This window comes from Pseudomonas sp. S1(2024) (assembly GCF_046557535.1).
In genome coordinates, this window is record NZ_JBKGFP010000071.1 from 40,448 (window position 1) to 55,996 (window position 15,549).

Below are 15,549 nucleotides of genomic sequence, written 5' to 3' on the forward strand. Positions count from 1 at the left end.
CTGAGGTTTGCACCATTTTTCATTCTCTAGGTCGAGGACCTCATCATGTTGAAAGGCTACGGGGCAGTCATCCTCGACGGGGCGTGGCTGACGCTTCAGCTCGCCCTGTCGTCGATGGCCCTGGCCATCGTGCTCGGCCTGATCGGTGTGGCACTGCGCTTGTCGCCGGTGCGCTGGCTGGCCTGGCTGGGCGATCTGTATTCCACGGTGATTCGTGGTATTCCGGACCTGGTCCTGATCCTGCTGATCTTCTACGGCGGGCAGGACATCATCAACCGGGTTGCGCCGCTGCTCGGTTATGAAGACTACATCGACCTGAATCCGCTGATCGCGGGTATCGGTACCCTGGGCTTCATCTTTGGTGCCTACCTGTCGGAAACCTTCCGCGGTGCGTTCCTTGGTATTCCGAAAGGCCAGGCCGAAGCCGGCGTGGCGTATGGCATGAGCAACCGCCAGGTGTTCTTCCGCATCCAGGTGCCGCAAATGATTCGCCTGGCGATCCCGGGCTTCACCAACAACTGGCTGGTGCTGACCAAGGCCACCGCGCTGATTTCGGTAGTGGGCCTGCAGGACATGATGTTCAAGGCCAAGCAGGCGGCCGATGCCACCCGCGAGCCTTTCACCTTCTTCCTGGCGGTGGCGGCCCTGTACCTGGTGCTGACCAGCATCTCGCTGCTGGCCCTGAAGTATCTCGAGCGCCGCTACTCGGTTGGCGTCAAGGTGGCTGAACTATGATCTTCGACTACAACGTCGTCTGGGAGGCACTGCCGATGTATTTCGGCGGCCTGCTGACCACCCTCAAGCTGCTGGCGATTTCGCTGTTCTTCGGGCTGCTGGCGGCCATTCCGCTGGGCCTGATGCGGGTGTCCAAGCAGCCAGCGGTCAATCTCGTGGCGTGGCTTTACACCTACGTGATCCGCGGCACGCCGATGCTGGTGCAGCTGTTCCTGATCTATTACGGCCTGGCGCAGTTCGAGGCGGTGCGCGAAAGCTTCCTGTGGCCGCTGCTGTCCAGCGCTACCTTCTGCGCCTGCCTGGCGTTCGGCATCAACACCAGTGCCTACACCGCCGAAATCATCGCCGGCAGCCTCAAGGCCACGCCGCATGGCGAAATCGAGGCGGCCAAGGCCATGGGCATGTCGCGCATGAAGATGTACCGACGCATCCTGCTGCCGTCGGCCCTGCGCCGGGCGCTGCCGCAGTACAGCAACGAAGTGATCATGATGCTGCAGACCACCAGCCTGGCGTCGATCGTTACCCTGATCGACATCACTGGCGCTGCGCGCACGGTCAATGCCCAGTACTACCTGCCTTTCGAGGCCTATATCACGGCGGGCGTGTTCTACCTGTGCCTGACCTTCATCCTGGTGCGCCTGTTCAAGATGGCCGAACGCCGCTGGCTCGGCTACCTGGCGCCGCGCAAGCACTGACCGCTTTGTGAGAATCGACAGCATGTACAAACTCGAAGTCCAAGACCTGCACAAGCGCTACGGTAGCCATGAAGTGCTCAAGGGCGTGTCCCTGTCGGCCAAGGCAGGCGATGTCATCAGCATCATCGGCTCCAGCGGTTCGGGCAAGTCGACCTTCCTGCGCTGCATCAACCTGCTGGAGCAGCCGCACGCTGGCAAGATCCTGCTCAACAACGAAGAGTTGAAGCTGGTACCGGGCAAGGACGGCGCGCTCAAGGCAGCCGACCCGCGTCAGCTGCAGCGCATGCGCTCGCGCCTGTCGATGGTTTTCCAGCACTTCAACCTGTGGTCGCACATGACCGCGCTGGAAAACATCATCGAAGCGCCGGTGCATGTGCTGGGTGTGAATCGCAAGGAGGCCCTGGAAAAGGCCGAGCATTACCTGGCCAAGGTCGGAGTCGCCCACCGCAAGGATGCCTTCCCGGGGCACATGTCCGGTGGCGAGCAGCAACGCGTGGCAATTGCCCGGGCGCTGGCCATGGAACCGGAGGTCATGCTGTTCGACGAGCCGACCTCGGCGCTGGACCCGGAACTGGTGGGCGATGTGCTCAAGGTGATGCAGTCGCTGGCCCAGGAAGGCCGCACCATGGTGGTGGTGACCCACGAAATGGGCTTTGCCCGTGAGGTTTCCAACCAGCTGGTGTTCCTGCACAAGGGCCTGGTGGAAGAAACCGGCTGCCCGCGCGAAGTGCTGGCCAACCCGCAGTCGGAGCGCCTGAAGCAGTTCCTCTCCGGCAGCCTGAAGTAAAAGCTGCATTTTTGCACCAGAATAGGGCATGCTGCGCGGCGAGCGCAGCCTGACCCGGCGCACAGACTCGAACGACCTCAGGTTTCGGACCGCACCCTATGACCACCCAGCGAATCGGTTTTCTCATTTGGCCCAGCACCCGGCCCTTGACCCTGGCGCTGGCCGAGGAAGTGTTGCAGGTGGCGCAGCGGGTGCACCCGGAGGTGGTCTACGATCTGGTCTTTCTGCAGGCGGAGCCGGCGCAAGAGGGTAGCTGGCGCTTGCCGGGCGAGCCGTGGAACGGTCGCCTGGAGGGGTGTCACAAGCTGTTCCTGTTGGCTGACGAGCAGCCGCCGGCGGTGGGGGCTGCGTTGTCGGCGGCGCTCAAGCAGTTGGCGCGCAGTGGCTGCATGATTGGCGGCCTGTCGGCCGGGGTCTACCCTCTGGCGATGCTGGGCCTGCTCGACGGTTACCGGGCTGCGGTGCACTGGCGCTGGCAGGATGATTTTGCCGAGCGCTTCCCCAAGGTTATCGCCACCAGTCACCTGTTCGACTGGGACCGCGATCGCCTGACCGCTTGTGGCGGCATGGCCGTGACCGACCTGCTGCTGGCAGTGTTGGCCCGTGATCACGGGGCGGAGCTGGCCGGGGCGGTGTCGGAGGAACTGGTGGTCGAGCGCATTCGCGAGGGTGGCGAGCGCCAGCGTATTCCGCTGCAGAACCGCCTGGGCTCCAGCCACCCCAAGCTGACCCAGGCGGTGCTGCTGATGGAAGCCAACATCGAAGAGCCGCTGACCACCGACGAAATTGCCCAGCACGTGTGCGTGTCGCGCCGGCAGCTGGAGCGCATCTTCAAGCAGTACCTGAACCGCGTGCCGAGCCAGTATTACCTGGAGCTGCGGCTGAACAAGGCGCGGCAGATGCTGATGCAGACCAGCAAGTCGATCATCCAGATCGGGCTGTCCTGCGGCTTCTCCTCGGGGCCGCATTTTTCCAGTGCCTACCGCAACTTCTTTGGCGCAACGCCGCGGGAAGACCGCAATCAGAGGCGTAGCAGCAGCCCGTTCGAACTGAGCTCGGCGCCTGCCGAAAAAGGCTGATTGCCCTGTAGTCTGTACTGGCCCTATCGCCGGCAAGCCAGCTCCCACAGGATCACCACAGGCCTTGATGGTTACGGGGTACTTGTGGGAGCTGGCTTGCCGGCGATAGGGCCGGTGCAGGCCACCTACTTCTATATGTGAACACCCGTTCACCCAGCCCCCTCTCTCCCGTACACTGCGCGATTGCGACAGTGTTTGTCGCATTGCCGAAAGCCTTGTCAAAACTGGGTTTTGCGCTGTAACAAGTTGTCGCTTGGCCGCAAGGACAGGCGCGGATCAGTCCTTACAATCCCCCCATCGCTCGCCACTTCCAGGCCAGCGTTCCTCTTCAGGAGACTCAGATGTCCGTTGAGCAAGCCCCGGTGCAACGTGCCGATTTCGACCAGGTCATGGTCCCCAACTATTCTCCGGCGGCCTTCATTCCTGTGCGAGGCGAGGGCTCCCGTGTCTGGGACCAGTCGGGTCGCGAATTGATCGATTTTGCCGGTGGCATCGCGGTCAACGCCCTGGGCCACTGCCACCCGGCACTGGTCAAGGCCCTGACCGAGCAGGCCAATACCCTCTGGCACGTATCCAACGTGTTCACCAACGAGCCGGCCCTGCGCCTGGCCCGCAAGCTGGTGGACGCCACCTTTGCCGACCGTGCGTTCTTCTGCAACTCCGGCGCTGAGTCCAACGAGGCCGCCTTCAAGCTGGCCCGTCGTGTTGCCCACGACCGCTTCGGCCCGGAAAAGCACGAAATCATCGCCACCGTGAACAGCTTCCACGGCCGTACCCTGTTCACCGTAAGCGTCGGTGGCCAGCCGAAATACTCCGATGGTTTCGGCCCGAAGATCACCGGCATCAGCCATGTGCCGTACAACGACCTGGAAGCGCTGAAGGCACAGATTTCCGACAAGACCTGCGCCGTGGTGATCGAGCCGATCCAGGGCGAGAGCGGCGTGGTGCCGGCCGACAAGGCCTACCTGGAAGGCGCGCGCAAACTGTGTGACGAGCACAACGCCCTGCTGATCTTCGACGAAGTGCAGACCGGCGTTGGCCGTACCGGTTCGCTGTATGCCTACCAGCACTACGGTGTTACCCCGGACATCCTGACCAGCGCCAAGAGCCTGGGCGGTGGTTTCCCGATCGGTGCCATGCTGACCACCACCGAACTGGCCAAGCACTTGGCCGTCGGCACCCACGGCACCACCTACGGCGGCAACCCGCTGGGCTGCGCCGTCGCCTGCGCGGTGCTGGACGTGGTCAACACCCCGGAAACCCTGGCCGGTATCAAGGCCAAGCATGAGCGCTTCAAGGTCCGCCTGGAGCAGATCGGCCAGAAGTACAACCTGTTCAGCCAGGTGCGTGGCGTTGGCCTGCTGCTGGGCTGCGTGCTGACCGAGGCCTGGAAAGGCAAGGCCAAGGATGTGCTCAACGCCGCCGAGAAAGAAGGCGTGATGGTGCTGCAGGCCGGCCCGGATGTGGTCCGCTTCGCGCCAAGCCTGGTAGTTGAAGACGCCGACATCGACGAAGGCCTGGACCGCTTCGAGCGCGCCGTGGCCACCCTGACCAAGGGCTGATCCGCCCGCGGTCCCTTTGCCGGCCACGGTGCAGGCTCAGCCCGAGTCTGTACCGGGCCGGTGATACCCGATTCCAGTGCAGGTGCCAGTGCATCTGCCGTTTTTCCGTGCCGCCGTGAGCGGCCCGATTCCAAAGGAGTGACACCATGCTGGTGATGCGCCCCGCGCAAATGGCTGATCTGAACGAAGTGCAGCGCATGGCTGCAGACAGCCCCATTGGTGTCACCTCGCTGCCGGACGACACCGCTCGCCTGGGCGACAAGATCGCCGCATCCGAGACTTCCTTCGCCGCCGAGGTCAGCTTCAACGGTGAAGAAAGCTACTTCTTCGTACTCGAGGACAGTGAAACCGGCAAGCTGGCCGGTTGCTCGGCCATCGTCGCTTCAGCGGGCTACTCCGAGCCGTTCTACAGCTTTCGTAACGAGACCTTCGTGCACGCCTCGCGCGAGCTGAAGATCCACAACAAGATCCATGTGCTGTCGCTGTGCCATGACCTGACCGGCAACAGCTTGCTGACCAGTTTCTATGTGCTGCCGGAACTGGTGAACAGTGGCTGGGCCGAGCTCAATTCGCGTGGCCGCCTGCTGTTCATGGCCGCTCACCCGGAGCGTTTCGCCGACTCGGTGGTGACCGAGATCGTCGGCTACAGCGACGAGCAGGGCGAATCGCCGTTCTGGGACGCCATCGGCCGCAACTTCTTCGACCTCAACTACGCCGACGCCGAGCGCCTGTGCGGCCTGAAGAGCCGCACCTTCCTCGCCGAACTGATGCCGCACTACCCGATCTACGTGCCGCTGCTGCCTGACCTGGCTCAGGAAGCCATGGGCCAGGTGCACCCGCGGGCGCAGATTACCTTCGACATCCTCATGCGCGAAGGCTTCGAGACCGAGCACTACATCGACATCTTCGACGGTGGCCCGACCCTGCATGCGCGTACCTCGGGTATCCGCTCGATCGCCCAGAGCCGGGTTGTGCCGGTGAGGCTCGAGGAAGCCCCGGTCAAGGGCGGGCGCCCGTACCTGGTGTGCAACGGCCAGTTGCAGGACTACCGCGCGGTGCTGCTGGACCTGGACTGGGTGCCCGGCAAGCCGGTCAGCCTGAGCCCGGCAGCCGCCGAGGCGCTGGGGGTGGGCGAGGGTGCCAGCGTGCGCCTGGTTGCGGTCTGAGGTCTGGCAACAGACGTTTCGGGATTGATGCGTTAGAAGAGTTTCGCGCCGGCCGCCGCCGCCGCAAAAGGAGATAGCATGATCGTTCGTCCTGTACGCAGCAGCGATTTGCCTGCGTTGATCGAATTGGCACGCAGCACCGGTACCACCGGGCTGACCACGCTGCCGGCCAACGAAGAGCGCCTGGGGCATCGCGTTGGCTGGGCGGAGAAGAGCTTCCGCGGCGAAGCCGAGCGTGGCGACACCGACTACCTGTTCGTGCTGGAAAACGACGAAGGCATGGTGGTGGGCATCAGTGCCATCGCCGGTGCCGTCGGCCTGCGCGAGCCCTGGTACAACTATCGGGTCGGGCTGACCGTCAGCGCCTCGCAGGAGCTGAAGATCTACCGCGAAATCCCCACCCTGTTCCTGGCCAACGACCTGACCGGCAACTCCGAGCTGTGCTCGCTGTTCCTGCGCAGCGACTACCGCTCCGGCCTCAACGGCCGCCTGCTGTCGCGGGCGCGCATGCTGTTCATCGCCGAGTTCCCCGAGCTGTTCGGCAAGAAGATCATCGCCGAAATGCGCGGCATGTCCGACGAGCAGGGCCGCTCGCCGTTCTGGGAAAGCCTGGGCCGGCACTTCTTCAAGATGGAGTTCAGCCAGGCCGACTACCTCACCGGCGTGGGCAACAAGTCGTTCATTGCCGAACTCATGCCGAAGTTCCCGCTGTACACCTGCTTCCTGTCCGAGGCGGCGCGCAACGTGATCGGCCGCGTGCACAAGGACACCGAGCCGGCGCTGGCCATGCTCAAGCAGGAAGGCTTCAACTACCAGGGCTACGTCGACATCTTCGACGCCGGCCCCGCCATCGAGTGCGACACCTCCAGGATCCGCGCCGTGCGCGAGAGCCAGACCCTGGTGCTGGCGGTGGGCACGCCGGGCGATGACGCGACGCCTTACATCATCCACAACCGCAAGCGCGACGACTGCCGCATCACGGCCGCACCTGCGCGGCTGGCTGCCGGTACCCTGGTGGTCGACCCCTTGACCGCCAAACGCCTGCGCATGGGCGCCGGCGACAACGTGCGCGCCGTGCCGCTGTCGGCAAGCCGGGAGGCCCAGTAAATGACCACGCATTACATCGCAGGCAATTGGCAGGTTGGCAAGGGCGAAACCCTGCAGTCGCTCAACCCGGTGACGCAAGCCGTCGTCTGGCAGGGGCAGGGTGCTGACGCCAGCCAGGTGGATGCCGCCGTGCAGGCTGCGCGTCAGGCCTTCCCGGCCTGGGCGCAATTGAGCCTGGAGGCGCGTATCGATGTGCTGGAGAAGTTCGCCGCGCAACTGAAAGCGCATGCCGAAGCCATGGCCCAGTGCATCGGCGAGGAAACCGGCAAGCCCCTGTGGGAGTCGGCGACCGAAGTCACCAGCATGATCAACAAGGTCGCGATCTCGGTGCAGAGCTACCGCGAGCGCACCGGCGAAAAGAGCGGCCCGCTGGCCGATGCCACGGCCGTGCTGCGGCACAAGCCCCATGGCGTGGTGGCGGTGTTCGGCCCGTACAACTTCCCTGGTCACCTGCCCAACGGCCATATCGTGCCAGCGCTGCTGGCTGGCAACTGCGTGGTGTTCAAGCCCAGTGAGCTGACGCCCAAGGTGGCCGAACTGACCGTCAATTGCTGGATTGCCGCCGGGCTGCCGGCGGGTGTGCTCAACCTGGTGCAGGGTGCGCGCGAAACGGGTGTGGCGCTGGCCGCCAACCCAGGTATCGATGGCTTGTTCTTCACCGGCTCCAGCCGCACCGGCAACCTGCTGCACCAGCAGTTCGCCGGCCGCCCGGACAAGATCCTGGCCCTGGAAATGGGCGGTAACAACCCGCTGGTGGTGGACGAGGTCAAGGACCTCGATGCGGCGGTGTACACCATTGTCCAGTCGGCGTTCATTTCCGCCGGCCAGCGCTGCACCTGCGCCCGTCGTCTGCTGGTGCCGCAAGGCGCTTGGGGTGATGCGCTGATCGCGCGCCTGGTCGAGGTGAGCAGATCCATCACGGTCGGGGCGTTCGACCAGCAGCCGGCGCCGTTCATGGGTTCGGTGATCTCGCTGCAGGCGGCGCGGGCGCTGATTGCGGCCCAGGCCGAACTGGTCGCCAAGGGTGCTGTGAAGCTGCTGGAAATGACCCAGCCGCAGGCCGACGCCGCACTGCTGACCCCAGGCATTGTCGATGTCACCGCTGTGGCCGAGCGCCCGGACGAAGAGTTCTTCGGCCCGCTGCTGCAGGTGATCCGCTATGCCGACTTCGATGCCGCCATCGATGAGGCCAACAACACCCAGTACGGCCTGGCCGCCGGCTTGCTGTCCGACTCCCACGCCCGTTACCAGTACTTCTGGCTGCGCAGCCGCGCCGGCATCGTCAACTGGAACAAGCAACTGACCGGTGCCGCCAGCAGTGCGCCGTTCGGCGGCGTGGGCGCCAGTGGCAACCACCGCGCCAGCGCCTATTACGCAGCGGATTACTGCGCTTACCCCGTTGCTTCGCTGGAGACCGCCAGCCTTGCCTTGCCGGCAACCTTGACGCCGGGCGTCACCCTATAACAACAGGTCACGGAGCCTAGCCGATGAAATCCTACGAAGTGAATTTTGATGGCCTGGTGGGGCCTACCCACAACTATGGCGGCCTGTCCTACGGCAACGTGGCTTCGCAGAGCAACAGCCAGCAGGGTTCCAACCCGCGCGAAGCCGCGCGCCAGGGCCTGGCGAAGATGAAAGCGCTGGCCGACATGGGCTTCAAGCAGGGCGTGCTGGCACCGCAGGAGCGCCCGGACGTGGCTGCACTGCGCCGCCTGGGCTTCAGCGGCAGCGATGCCGAAGTGATCCAGCGTGCCGCCAAGGAGGCCATGCCATTGCTGGTGGCCAGTTGCTCGGCTTCGAGCATGTGGGTGGCCAACGCCGCCACGGTCAGCCCCAGTGCCGACACTGCCGATGGCCGCGTGCATTTCACTGCTGCCAACCTCAACTGCAAGTACCACCGCAGCATCGAGCACCCGACCACCAGCCGCGTGCTGGGGGCCATGTTCAGCAACGACAAGCACTTTGCCCACCACGCGGCACTGCCTGCCGTGGCACAGTTCGGTGACGAGGGGGCGGCCAACCACACGCGCTTCTGCCGTACCTATGGCGAGGCCGGCGTGGAGTTCTTCGTCTACGGCCGCAGCGCCTTCGACAGCCGCTACCCGGCGCCGCAGAAGTACCCGGCCCGGCAGACCCTGGAAGCCTCCCAGGCCGTGGCCCGGCTGCATGGCCTGAGCGATGACGGCGTGGTCTACGCTCAACAGAACCCGGCGGTAATCGACCAGGGCGTGTTCCACAACGATGTGATTGCGGTGGGCAACGGCGAGGTGCTGTTCTACCACGAGGACGCTTTCCTCGAGACGGACGCGGTACTTGGCCAGCTGCGAGCTAAACTGGCCAGCAAGGGTGGCAACTTCCAGGCCATCTGCGTGCCGCGGGCGGCGGTGACGGTAGAGGACGCGGTGCGTTCATACCTGTTCAACAGCCAGTTGCTCAGCCGCGACGACGGCTCCATGCTGCTGGTGGTGCCGGAAGAGTGCCGCAACAACGAGCGGGTCTGGGCCTATCTGGGCCAGTTGACCAGCCAGGGCGGCCCGGTGCGGGAGGTGAAAGTGTTCGACCTCAAGCAGAGCATGCAGAACGGCGGTGGGCCGGCTTGCCTGCGTTTGCGCGTGGCGTTGAAGGAAACGGAACTGGCAGCGGTCAACCAAGGCGTTATCATGACCGCCTCGCTGTACGACACCCTGTTGCAGTGGGTCGACAAGCATTACCGCGATCGCCTTGGCGAGGCAGACCTGGCCGACCCGCAATTGCTGGTGGAATGCCGTACGGCACTGGACGAATTGACCCAGATCCTGAAGTTGGGCTCGGTGTATCCGTTCCAACGCCAACCTTGAAGAGAGACTTTGCAATGACCGACGCCCTGCGCCTTATTCTGGAAGATGAAGACGGCACCCAGCTGGAAACTTCCTGCACCCGCTTTGCCGTTGTCTGGCAAGGCAAGGAAGTGTGGATTCAGCAGGATGGTCGTGGCCAGCTGCTGATCGGCGTGGATGTCGAGGAAGACGACACCGAGTACGCCAACCTGCTGCTGCGCCCGATGGCCACCAACCTGGTCAGCCTGCAGCTGGAAATGGAACCGGCGGAGGTCGGCGAAGACGACGATCACGTCCATGGCCCCGATTGCGGCCACCACCACTAAGGAAGTACCTATGCTCGCCCTTGGCAAATTGCTTGAGCTGACCCTCACCGATCACGAACCGGCCGAGAAGACCCAAGTGACACCCAAGGGCGCGCGTTTGCGCTGGCTGGGGGAGGGCGCGCTCGAAGTGCGCCCGGCCGAAAACGAGGATTGCGGGCTGGACCTGCTGCTGTCCGCCGGCATCCACGGCAACGAAACGGCGCCGATCGAGTTGCTCGAGCGGCTGCTGCATGGCGTGGCCAACGGCAAGATCAAACCCAAGGCCCGGGTGCTTTTCCTGTTTGGCAACCCCGCAGCGATCCGCAAGGGCGAGCGCTTCATCGAGCAGGACATCAACCGCCTGTTCAACGGCCGCCACGAGCTGTCCAGTGGCTTCGAGGCATTGCGTGCCGCCGAGCTGGAACAGTTCGCCCGGGTGTTCTTCAGCAAGGCGGGGCGTAGCCGCCTGCACTACGACTTGCATACCGCCATCCGCGGCTCGAAGATCGAGCAGTTCGCCTTGTACCCTTATAAAGAGGGGCGCAAGCATTCCCGTCGCGAGCTGGCACGCCTGGCGGCGGCGGGCATGGAGGCGGTGTTGTTGCAGAGCAAGTCTTCCATCACTTTCAGCGCCTTCACCTACGAGCAGTTGGAGGCCGAAGCCTTCACCCTGGAGTTGGGCAAGGCCCGCCCGTTCGGCCAGAACGAGGAGGTCAACCTCGACAAGCTGGAGGAGCGGCTGATCAGCATCATCGAAAACACCGAGCCCGAAGACGAAGGCTCGCTGGATGGCCTGCAGCTGTTCAGCGTTTCCCGCGAGATCATCAAGCACAGCGACAGCTTCCACCTGCACTTGCCGGCGGACATCGAGAATTTCTCCGAGCTGAGCAAGGGCTACTTGCTGGCCGAGGACCTGGCCGAGACGCGTTGGGTGGTCGAGGAGGAGGGCGCGCGCATCATCTTCCCCAACCCCAAGGTCAAGAATGGCCTCAGGGCGGGGATTCTGATCGTTCCCGACTCCGGCCAGCGATTAGGCTGAGCTGGCCCCGATAGCCTGGGTTCACGGCTGTGTGCGCAGCTCCAGTTGCAACGCCTGACGCAGCCCGTTTTCAGTGAAGGCGGGTGGGTTGGTGTTCAGGGCGGTGCTGCCGCCGAATGTGAACCTGCAATCGGTGGGCAAGCCGATGCTCTGTAGCAGCAGGTTGTCCACCGGATGGGCGCCGTTTTTGCCTTGAACCTCGGTCTGGCCCGGAAACACGGTGCCTGACATCGAGTTCCAACCTTGGCACAGGCAGCGGTACAGGTCGAGTAGTGGCAGTTGCGCAGCGGTCGACCAGCCTGGGTTGTATGCCAGTGTGCCGCCGCTGTAGCCCCAGCTACTCTGGTTTTCGTCGATGATGAAGTGACCTTCGTCTTCATCTTCTTCGTGGTCGCTGGGTGTATAGGTCGTGAATTGGTGTCTGGCTGCTTCGATCACGCTGATCGGGGCTCCGGACTGCCCGGCCTTTTTATCCAGGGCCGCCAGTAGCGCCTGGCCGCAGGGTAGTTTGCGCAGCAGTTCCAGCGCATCCTCTGCCGCTTGCCTGAATTGGTCGCTACCCGTCACTTGCACGCCGATATTGCCCAGAGCCTGATGTTCGGCCATCACGGGTCGGGCCAGTCGTGCATCGTTTTCGGCATTGCGGTAGAGCTCGACCCTGGATGACTCGCGGCCAAGCAGGCGGTGCCCCGTGACGTTGACAACCGCGTCGCCCTTGTCGATGAGTACCGGGCCGCTACCGACCACAATCTGGTGCGTGCCGGTATGGGCGTCGATGTGGACGATACCTGCGCCGGTCTCGATCCTGTTGCCGGTCCCTATCATGTCGATCAGCACCGTCTTCTTCACCTCCGGGGCTATGACCACGTGGTGATTGCCATCGGTGAGGCGAATGGCAATGGCTTGGGCGGTATGCGCGGGGACCATGAATACCGCATCGTTGATGGTAACTTCCAGCAGGCATTCGCGCGGGGCGATACGTACGCGCTTTTGCTGTTCATTCGCGCGCAGCGCACGCGGGGCCACGTTGAAGACCAGCAACTCGCTGTTCGGGGTGCTGCGGCGATAGCGCCGGCCCAATGGATAGGCGCGTTCGAGGGTGATTCGCACATTTTCGTCGGCCTGGATGTACTTGACCTCGGTCTGCTGCCGAGGGTTGTCTTCGTTATTGTCGAAGGCGGTTTGCGAGTGGCCGGATTCCCGGGCGTCGATGTAGTAGATCGGTCTCGGGTTGGCCTGCATGATGCCGTGGGGTAGCGGATGCGGGTCCGAGTGGAGTTTGGATATGTTCAGCTCAGGCATGGAGTGCTCCGGCAGCGAGGGTGGGCCGGCAGGATCCCGTTCCACTGCCCGGGTCAGGTGTTGCTTATGTACCGCATGGGTGGGCCCGCAGGTCTGCTTTTCCGCCCTGGCCGTGCTAATGAACGGCTTTTCATCCGCCGATTGCTGTTCTGGTGTACAAACACACTGTATCTCCCGTTCAGGCTGGATATAATGGCGCCCTTTGCCGTCGTTTCGTCGATTCGACGTATTAGCCCAAACGGCCGCCGTTTCCGTGGAAGAACCTATGAAAAGCGCAGAAATCCGTGAAGCCTTCCTTCGCTTCTTCGAAGAGCAGGGACATACCCGAGTCGCCTCCAGTTCGCTGATCCCGAACAACGACCCGACCCTGCTGTTCACCAATGCCGGCATGAACCAGTTCAAGGACTGCTTCCTCGGTGCGGAGAAGCGTGCCTACACGCGTGCCGTCAGCAGCCAGAAGTGCGTGCGCGCAGGCGGCAAGCACAACGACCTGGAAAACGTCGGTTACACCGCGCGTCACCACACCTTCTTCGAAATGCTGGGCAACTTCAGCTTCGGTGACTACTTCAAGCGCGACGCGATCACTTTCGCCTGGACCTTCCTGACTTCGGAAAGATGGCTGAACCTGCCCAAGGAAAAGCTCTGGGTCACCGTCTACGCCACTGACGACGAAGCCTACGATATCTGGACCAAGGAAGTCGGCGTGCCGGCCGAGCGCATGGTGCGCATCGGCGACAACAAGGGCGCCCCGTACGCTTCCGACAACTTCTGGACCATGGGCGACACCGGCCCATGCGGCCCGTGCACCGAGATCTTCTACGACCACGGCCCGGACATCTGGGGCGGCCCGCCCGGCTCGCCGGAAGAAGACGGCGATCGCTACATCGAGATCTGGAACAACGTCTTCATGCAGTTCAACCGCACCGCCGACGGCGTGCTGCACCCGCTGCCAGCGCCGTCTGTGGACACCGGCATGGGCCTGGAGCGCGTCAGCGCCGTGCTGCAGCACGTGCACTCGAACTACGAGATCGACCTGTTCCAGAACCTGCTGTCGGCCGCGGCCAAGGCCATCGGTTGCAGCAATGAGGGCCAGGCCTCGCTGAAAGTGGTCGCCGACCACATCCGTTCGTGCGGCTTCCTGATCGCCGACGGCGTGCTGCCGTCCAACGAAGGCCGTGGCTACGTGCTGCGCCGCATCATTCGCCGCGCCTGCCGCCACGGTAACAAGCTGGGCGCCAAAGGCAGCTTCTTCTACCAGATCGTTGCCGCGCTGGTCGCTGAAATGGGCGAGGCCTTCCCGGAACTGAACAGCCAGCAGGCGCACATCGAGCGTGTGCTCAAGGCTGAAGAAGAACAGTTCGCCAAGACCCTTGAGCAGGGTCTGCGCATCCTCGAGCAGGACCTGGCCCAGCTCGAGGGTGATGTGGTGCCGGGCGACGTGGTGTTCAAACTGTACGACACCTACGGCTTCCCGATGGACCTGACCGCCGACATCGCCCGTGAGCGCGAGCTGACCATCGACGAAGCCGGTTTCGAGCGCGAGATGGACGCCCAGCGTGAACGTGCCCGTTCCGCCAGCGCCTTCGGCATGGACTACAACAGCCTGGTCAAGGTCGACAGCGCCACCGAGTTCCTCGGCTACGAGGCCACCGAAGGCCAGGGCAAGATCATCGCCCTGTACAAGGACGGCCAGGCCGTCGACCAGCTGGGTGAAGGCGAGCAGGGCGTGGTCGTGCTCGACCGCACGCCGTTCTACGCCGAATCCGGTGGCCAGGTGGGTGACACCGGTTACCTGCAGGCTGGCGCTGCGCGCTTCGACGTGCGCGACACCACCAAGACCGGTGGTGCCTTCCTGCACCACGGCGTGGTTGCCAGCGGTGCGCTGGTGATCGGCTCCCCGGTCGAGGCCAAGGTCGATGCCGACGTGCAGCACGCCACCTCGCTGAACCATTCCGCCACCCACCTGCTGCACGAAGCGCTGCGCCAGGTACTGGGCGAACACGTACAGCAGAAAGGCTCGCTGGTCGACAGCCAGCGCCTGCGTTTCGACTTCAGCCACTTCGAGGCGGTGAAACCGGAGCAGATCAAGGCCCTGGAAGACATCGTCAACCGTGAAGTGCGCAAGAACACTGCGGTGGAAACCGAACTGACCGACATCGAAACCGCCAAGGCCAAGGGTGCCATGGCGCTGTTCGGCGAGAAGTACGGCGACACCGTGCGTGTGCTGAGCATGGGCGGCGATTTCTCGGTGGAGCTGTGCGGCGGTATCCACGCCAAGCGCACCGGTGACATCAGCCTGTTCAAGATCATCAGCGAAGGCGGCGTGGCCTCTGGCGTGCGCCGTATCGAAGCGGTCACCGGCGCTGCTGCGCTGGCCTACCTGAACGCTGCCGAAGAGCAGGTCAAGGAAGCCGCGCAGCTGGTGAAGGGTAACCGCGACAACCTGATCGACAAGCTGTCGGCTGTGCTCGAGCGCAACCGCCAGCTGGAGAAGCAGCTGGAACAGCTGCAGGCCAAGGCCGCCAGCGCCGCCGGGGATGATCTCTCCAACGCGGCCGTTGAGGTCAAGGGCGCCAAGGTGCTCGCCGCCCGCCTGGATGGACAGGATGGCAAGGCACTGCTGGCGCTGGTCGATCAGCTGAAGAACAAGCTCGGCCACGCAGTGATCCTGCTGGGCAGCGAGCATGAGGGCAAGGTTGTGCTGGTGGCCGGCGTGACCAAGGACCTCTCCAGCCAACTCAAGGCTGGCGATCTGATGAAACAAGCCGCTGCGGCGGTGGGTGGCAAGGGCGGTGGTCGTCCGGACATGGCTCAGGGTGGCGGCGTCGACGTCGCCGCACTGGACCAGGCTCTGGCGCTGGCCGTGCCATTCGCAGAGCAGGGACTTTGAGATGAGGGGGCCGGCGGTCTAGTCGCCGGCCTCTTCATGTTGGATTGTTTTTTGGGGCCCTGTATG

The 15,549-nt window shown here is 63.8% G+C and carries 13 protein-coding genes; 12 read left to right on the forward strand and 1 reads right to left on the reverse strand.

Annotated features, from left to right (window positions below; genetic code table 11):
* Positions 1 to 45 precede the first annotated feature (45 nt).
* From ACLCGK_RS19620 to astE, 11 genes are all read left to right on the forward strand, one after another.
* Entirely contained in the window at positions 46 to 735 is a 690-nt protein-coding gene (locus ACLCGK_RS19620) for an ABC transporter permease (RefSeq protein ID WP_003260113.1), read from the forward strand.
* A complete protein-coding gene (locus tag ACLCGK_RS19625; RefSeq protein WP_003260115.1) occupies positions 732 to 1,430 on the forward strand; it encodes an ABC transporter permease in 699 nt (232 codons plus the stop codon). The genes ACLCGK_RS19620 and ACLCGK_RS19625 overlap by 4 nt, the downstream gene beginning before the upstream one ends.
* Before the next feature lie 22 nt (positions 1,431 to 1,452).
* Positions 1,453 to 2,217: an ABC transporter ATP-binding protein gene (locus tag ACLCGK_RS19630; protein WP_013973655.1), complete on the forward strand. Its 765-nt coding sequence runs from the start codon at positions 1,453 to 1,455 to the stop codon at positions 2,215 to 2,217.
* A 98-nt stretch (positions 2,218 to 2,315) separates the two neighbouring features.
* On the forward strand, positions 2,316 to 3,296 hold the full coding sequence (gene argR / locus ACLCGK_RS19635) for a transcriptional regulator ArgR (protein WP_238066723.1): 981 nt from the start codon (positions 2,316 to 2,318) through the stop codon (positions 3,294 to 3,296).
* Positions 3,297 to 3,637: 341 nt separating this feature from the next.
* Complete coding sequence (locus ACLCGK_RS19640; RefSeq protein ID WP_253138549.1) at positions 3,638 to 4,858, forward strand: aspartate aminotransferase family protein; 1,221 nt, start codon at positions 3,638 to 3,640, stop codon at positions 4,856 to 4,858.
* A gap of 146 nt (positions 4,859 to 5,004) precedes the next feature.
* On the forward strand, positions 5,005 to 6,024 hold the full coding sequence (gene aruF / locus ACLCGK_RS19645) for an arginine/ornithine succinyltransferase subunit alpha (protein ID WP_013973652.1): 1,020 nt from the start codon (positions 5,005 to 5,007) through the stop codon (positions 6,022 to 6,024).
* Positions 6,025 to 6,102: 78 nt separating this feature from the next.
* Positions 6,103 to 7,131, forward strand: coding sequence for an arginine N-succinyltransferase (gene astA, locus ACLCGK_RS19650; RefSeq protein ID WP_013973651.1), 1,029 nt, complete (start codon positions 6,103 to 6,105; stop codon positions 7,129 to 7,131).
* Entirely contained in the window at positions 7,132 to 8,595 is a 1,464-nt protein-coding gene (gene astD, locus ACLCGK_RS19655) for a succinylglutamate-semialdehyde dehydrogenase (RefSeq protein WP_410952719.1), read from the forward strand.
* Positions 8,596 to 8,618: 23 nt separating this feature from the next.
* Positions 8,619 to 9,968, forward strand: a complete 1,350-nt coding sequence (astB, locus tag ACLCGK_RS19660) for an N-succinylarginine dihydrolase (RefSeq protein WP_410952720.1) — start codon at positions 8,619 to 8,621, stop codon at positions 9,966 to 9,968.
* 14 nt (positions 9,969 to 9,982) lie between these two features.
* Entirely contained in the window at positions 9,983 to 10,273 is a 291-nt protein-coding gene (locus ACLCGK_RS19665; RefSeq protein WP_003256592.1) for a topoisomerase II, read from the forward strand.
* A gap of 10 nt (positions 10,274 to 10,283) precedes the next feature.
* On the forward strand, positions 10,284 to 11,291 hold the full coding sequence (gene astE / locus ACLCGK_RS19670; RefSeq protein ID WP_410952721.1) for a succinylglutamate desuccinylase: 1,008 nt from the start codon (positions 10,284 to 10,286) through the stop codon (positions 11,289 to 11,291).
* A gap of 21 nt (positions 11,292 to 11,312) precedes the next feature.
* Here astE and ACLCGK_RS19675 read toward each other — a convergent pair whose 3' ends face one another.
* A complete protein-coding gene (locus ACLCGK_RS19675; RefSeq protein ID WP_410952722.1) occupies positions 11,313 to 12,593 on the reverse strand; it encodes a M91 family zinc metallopeptidase in 1,281 nt (426 codons plus the stop codon).
* A gap of 265 nt (positions 12,594 to 12,858) precedes the next feature.
* Between ACLCGK_RS19675 and alaS the strand changes: the two genes are divergently transcribed.
* Positions 12,859 to 15,483 (forward strand): alanine--tRNA ligase, encoded by a 2,625-nt coding sequence (gene alaS / locus ACLCGK_RS19680; RefSeq protein ID WP_410952723.1) that lies wholly within the window; start codon positions 12,859 to 12,861, stop codon positions 15,481 to 15,483.
* Positions 15,484 to 15,549: the final 66 nt, after the last annotated feature.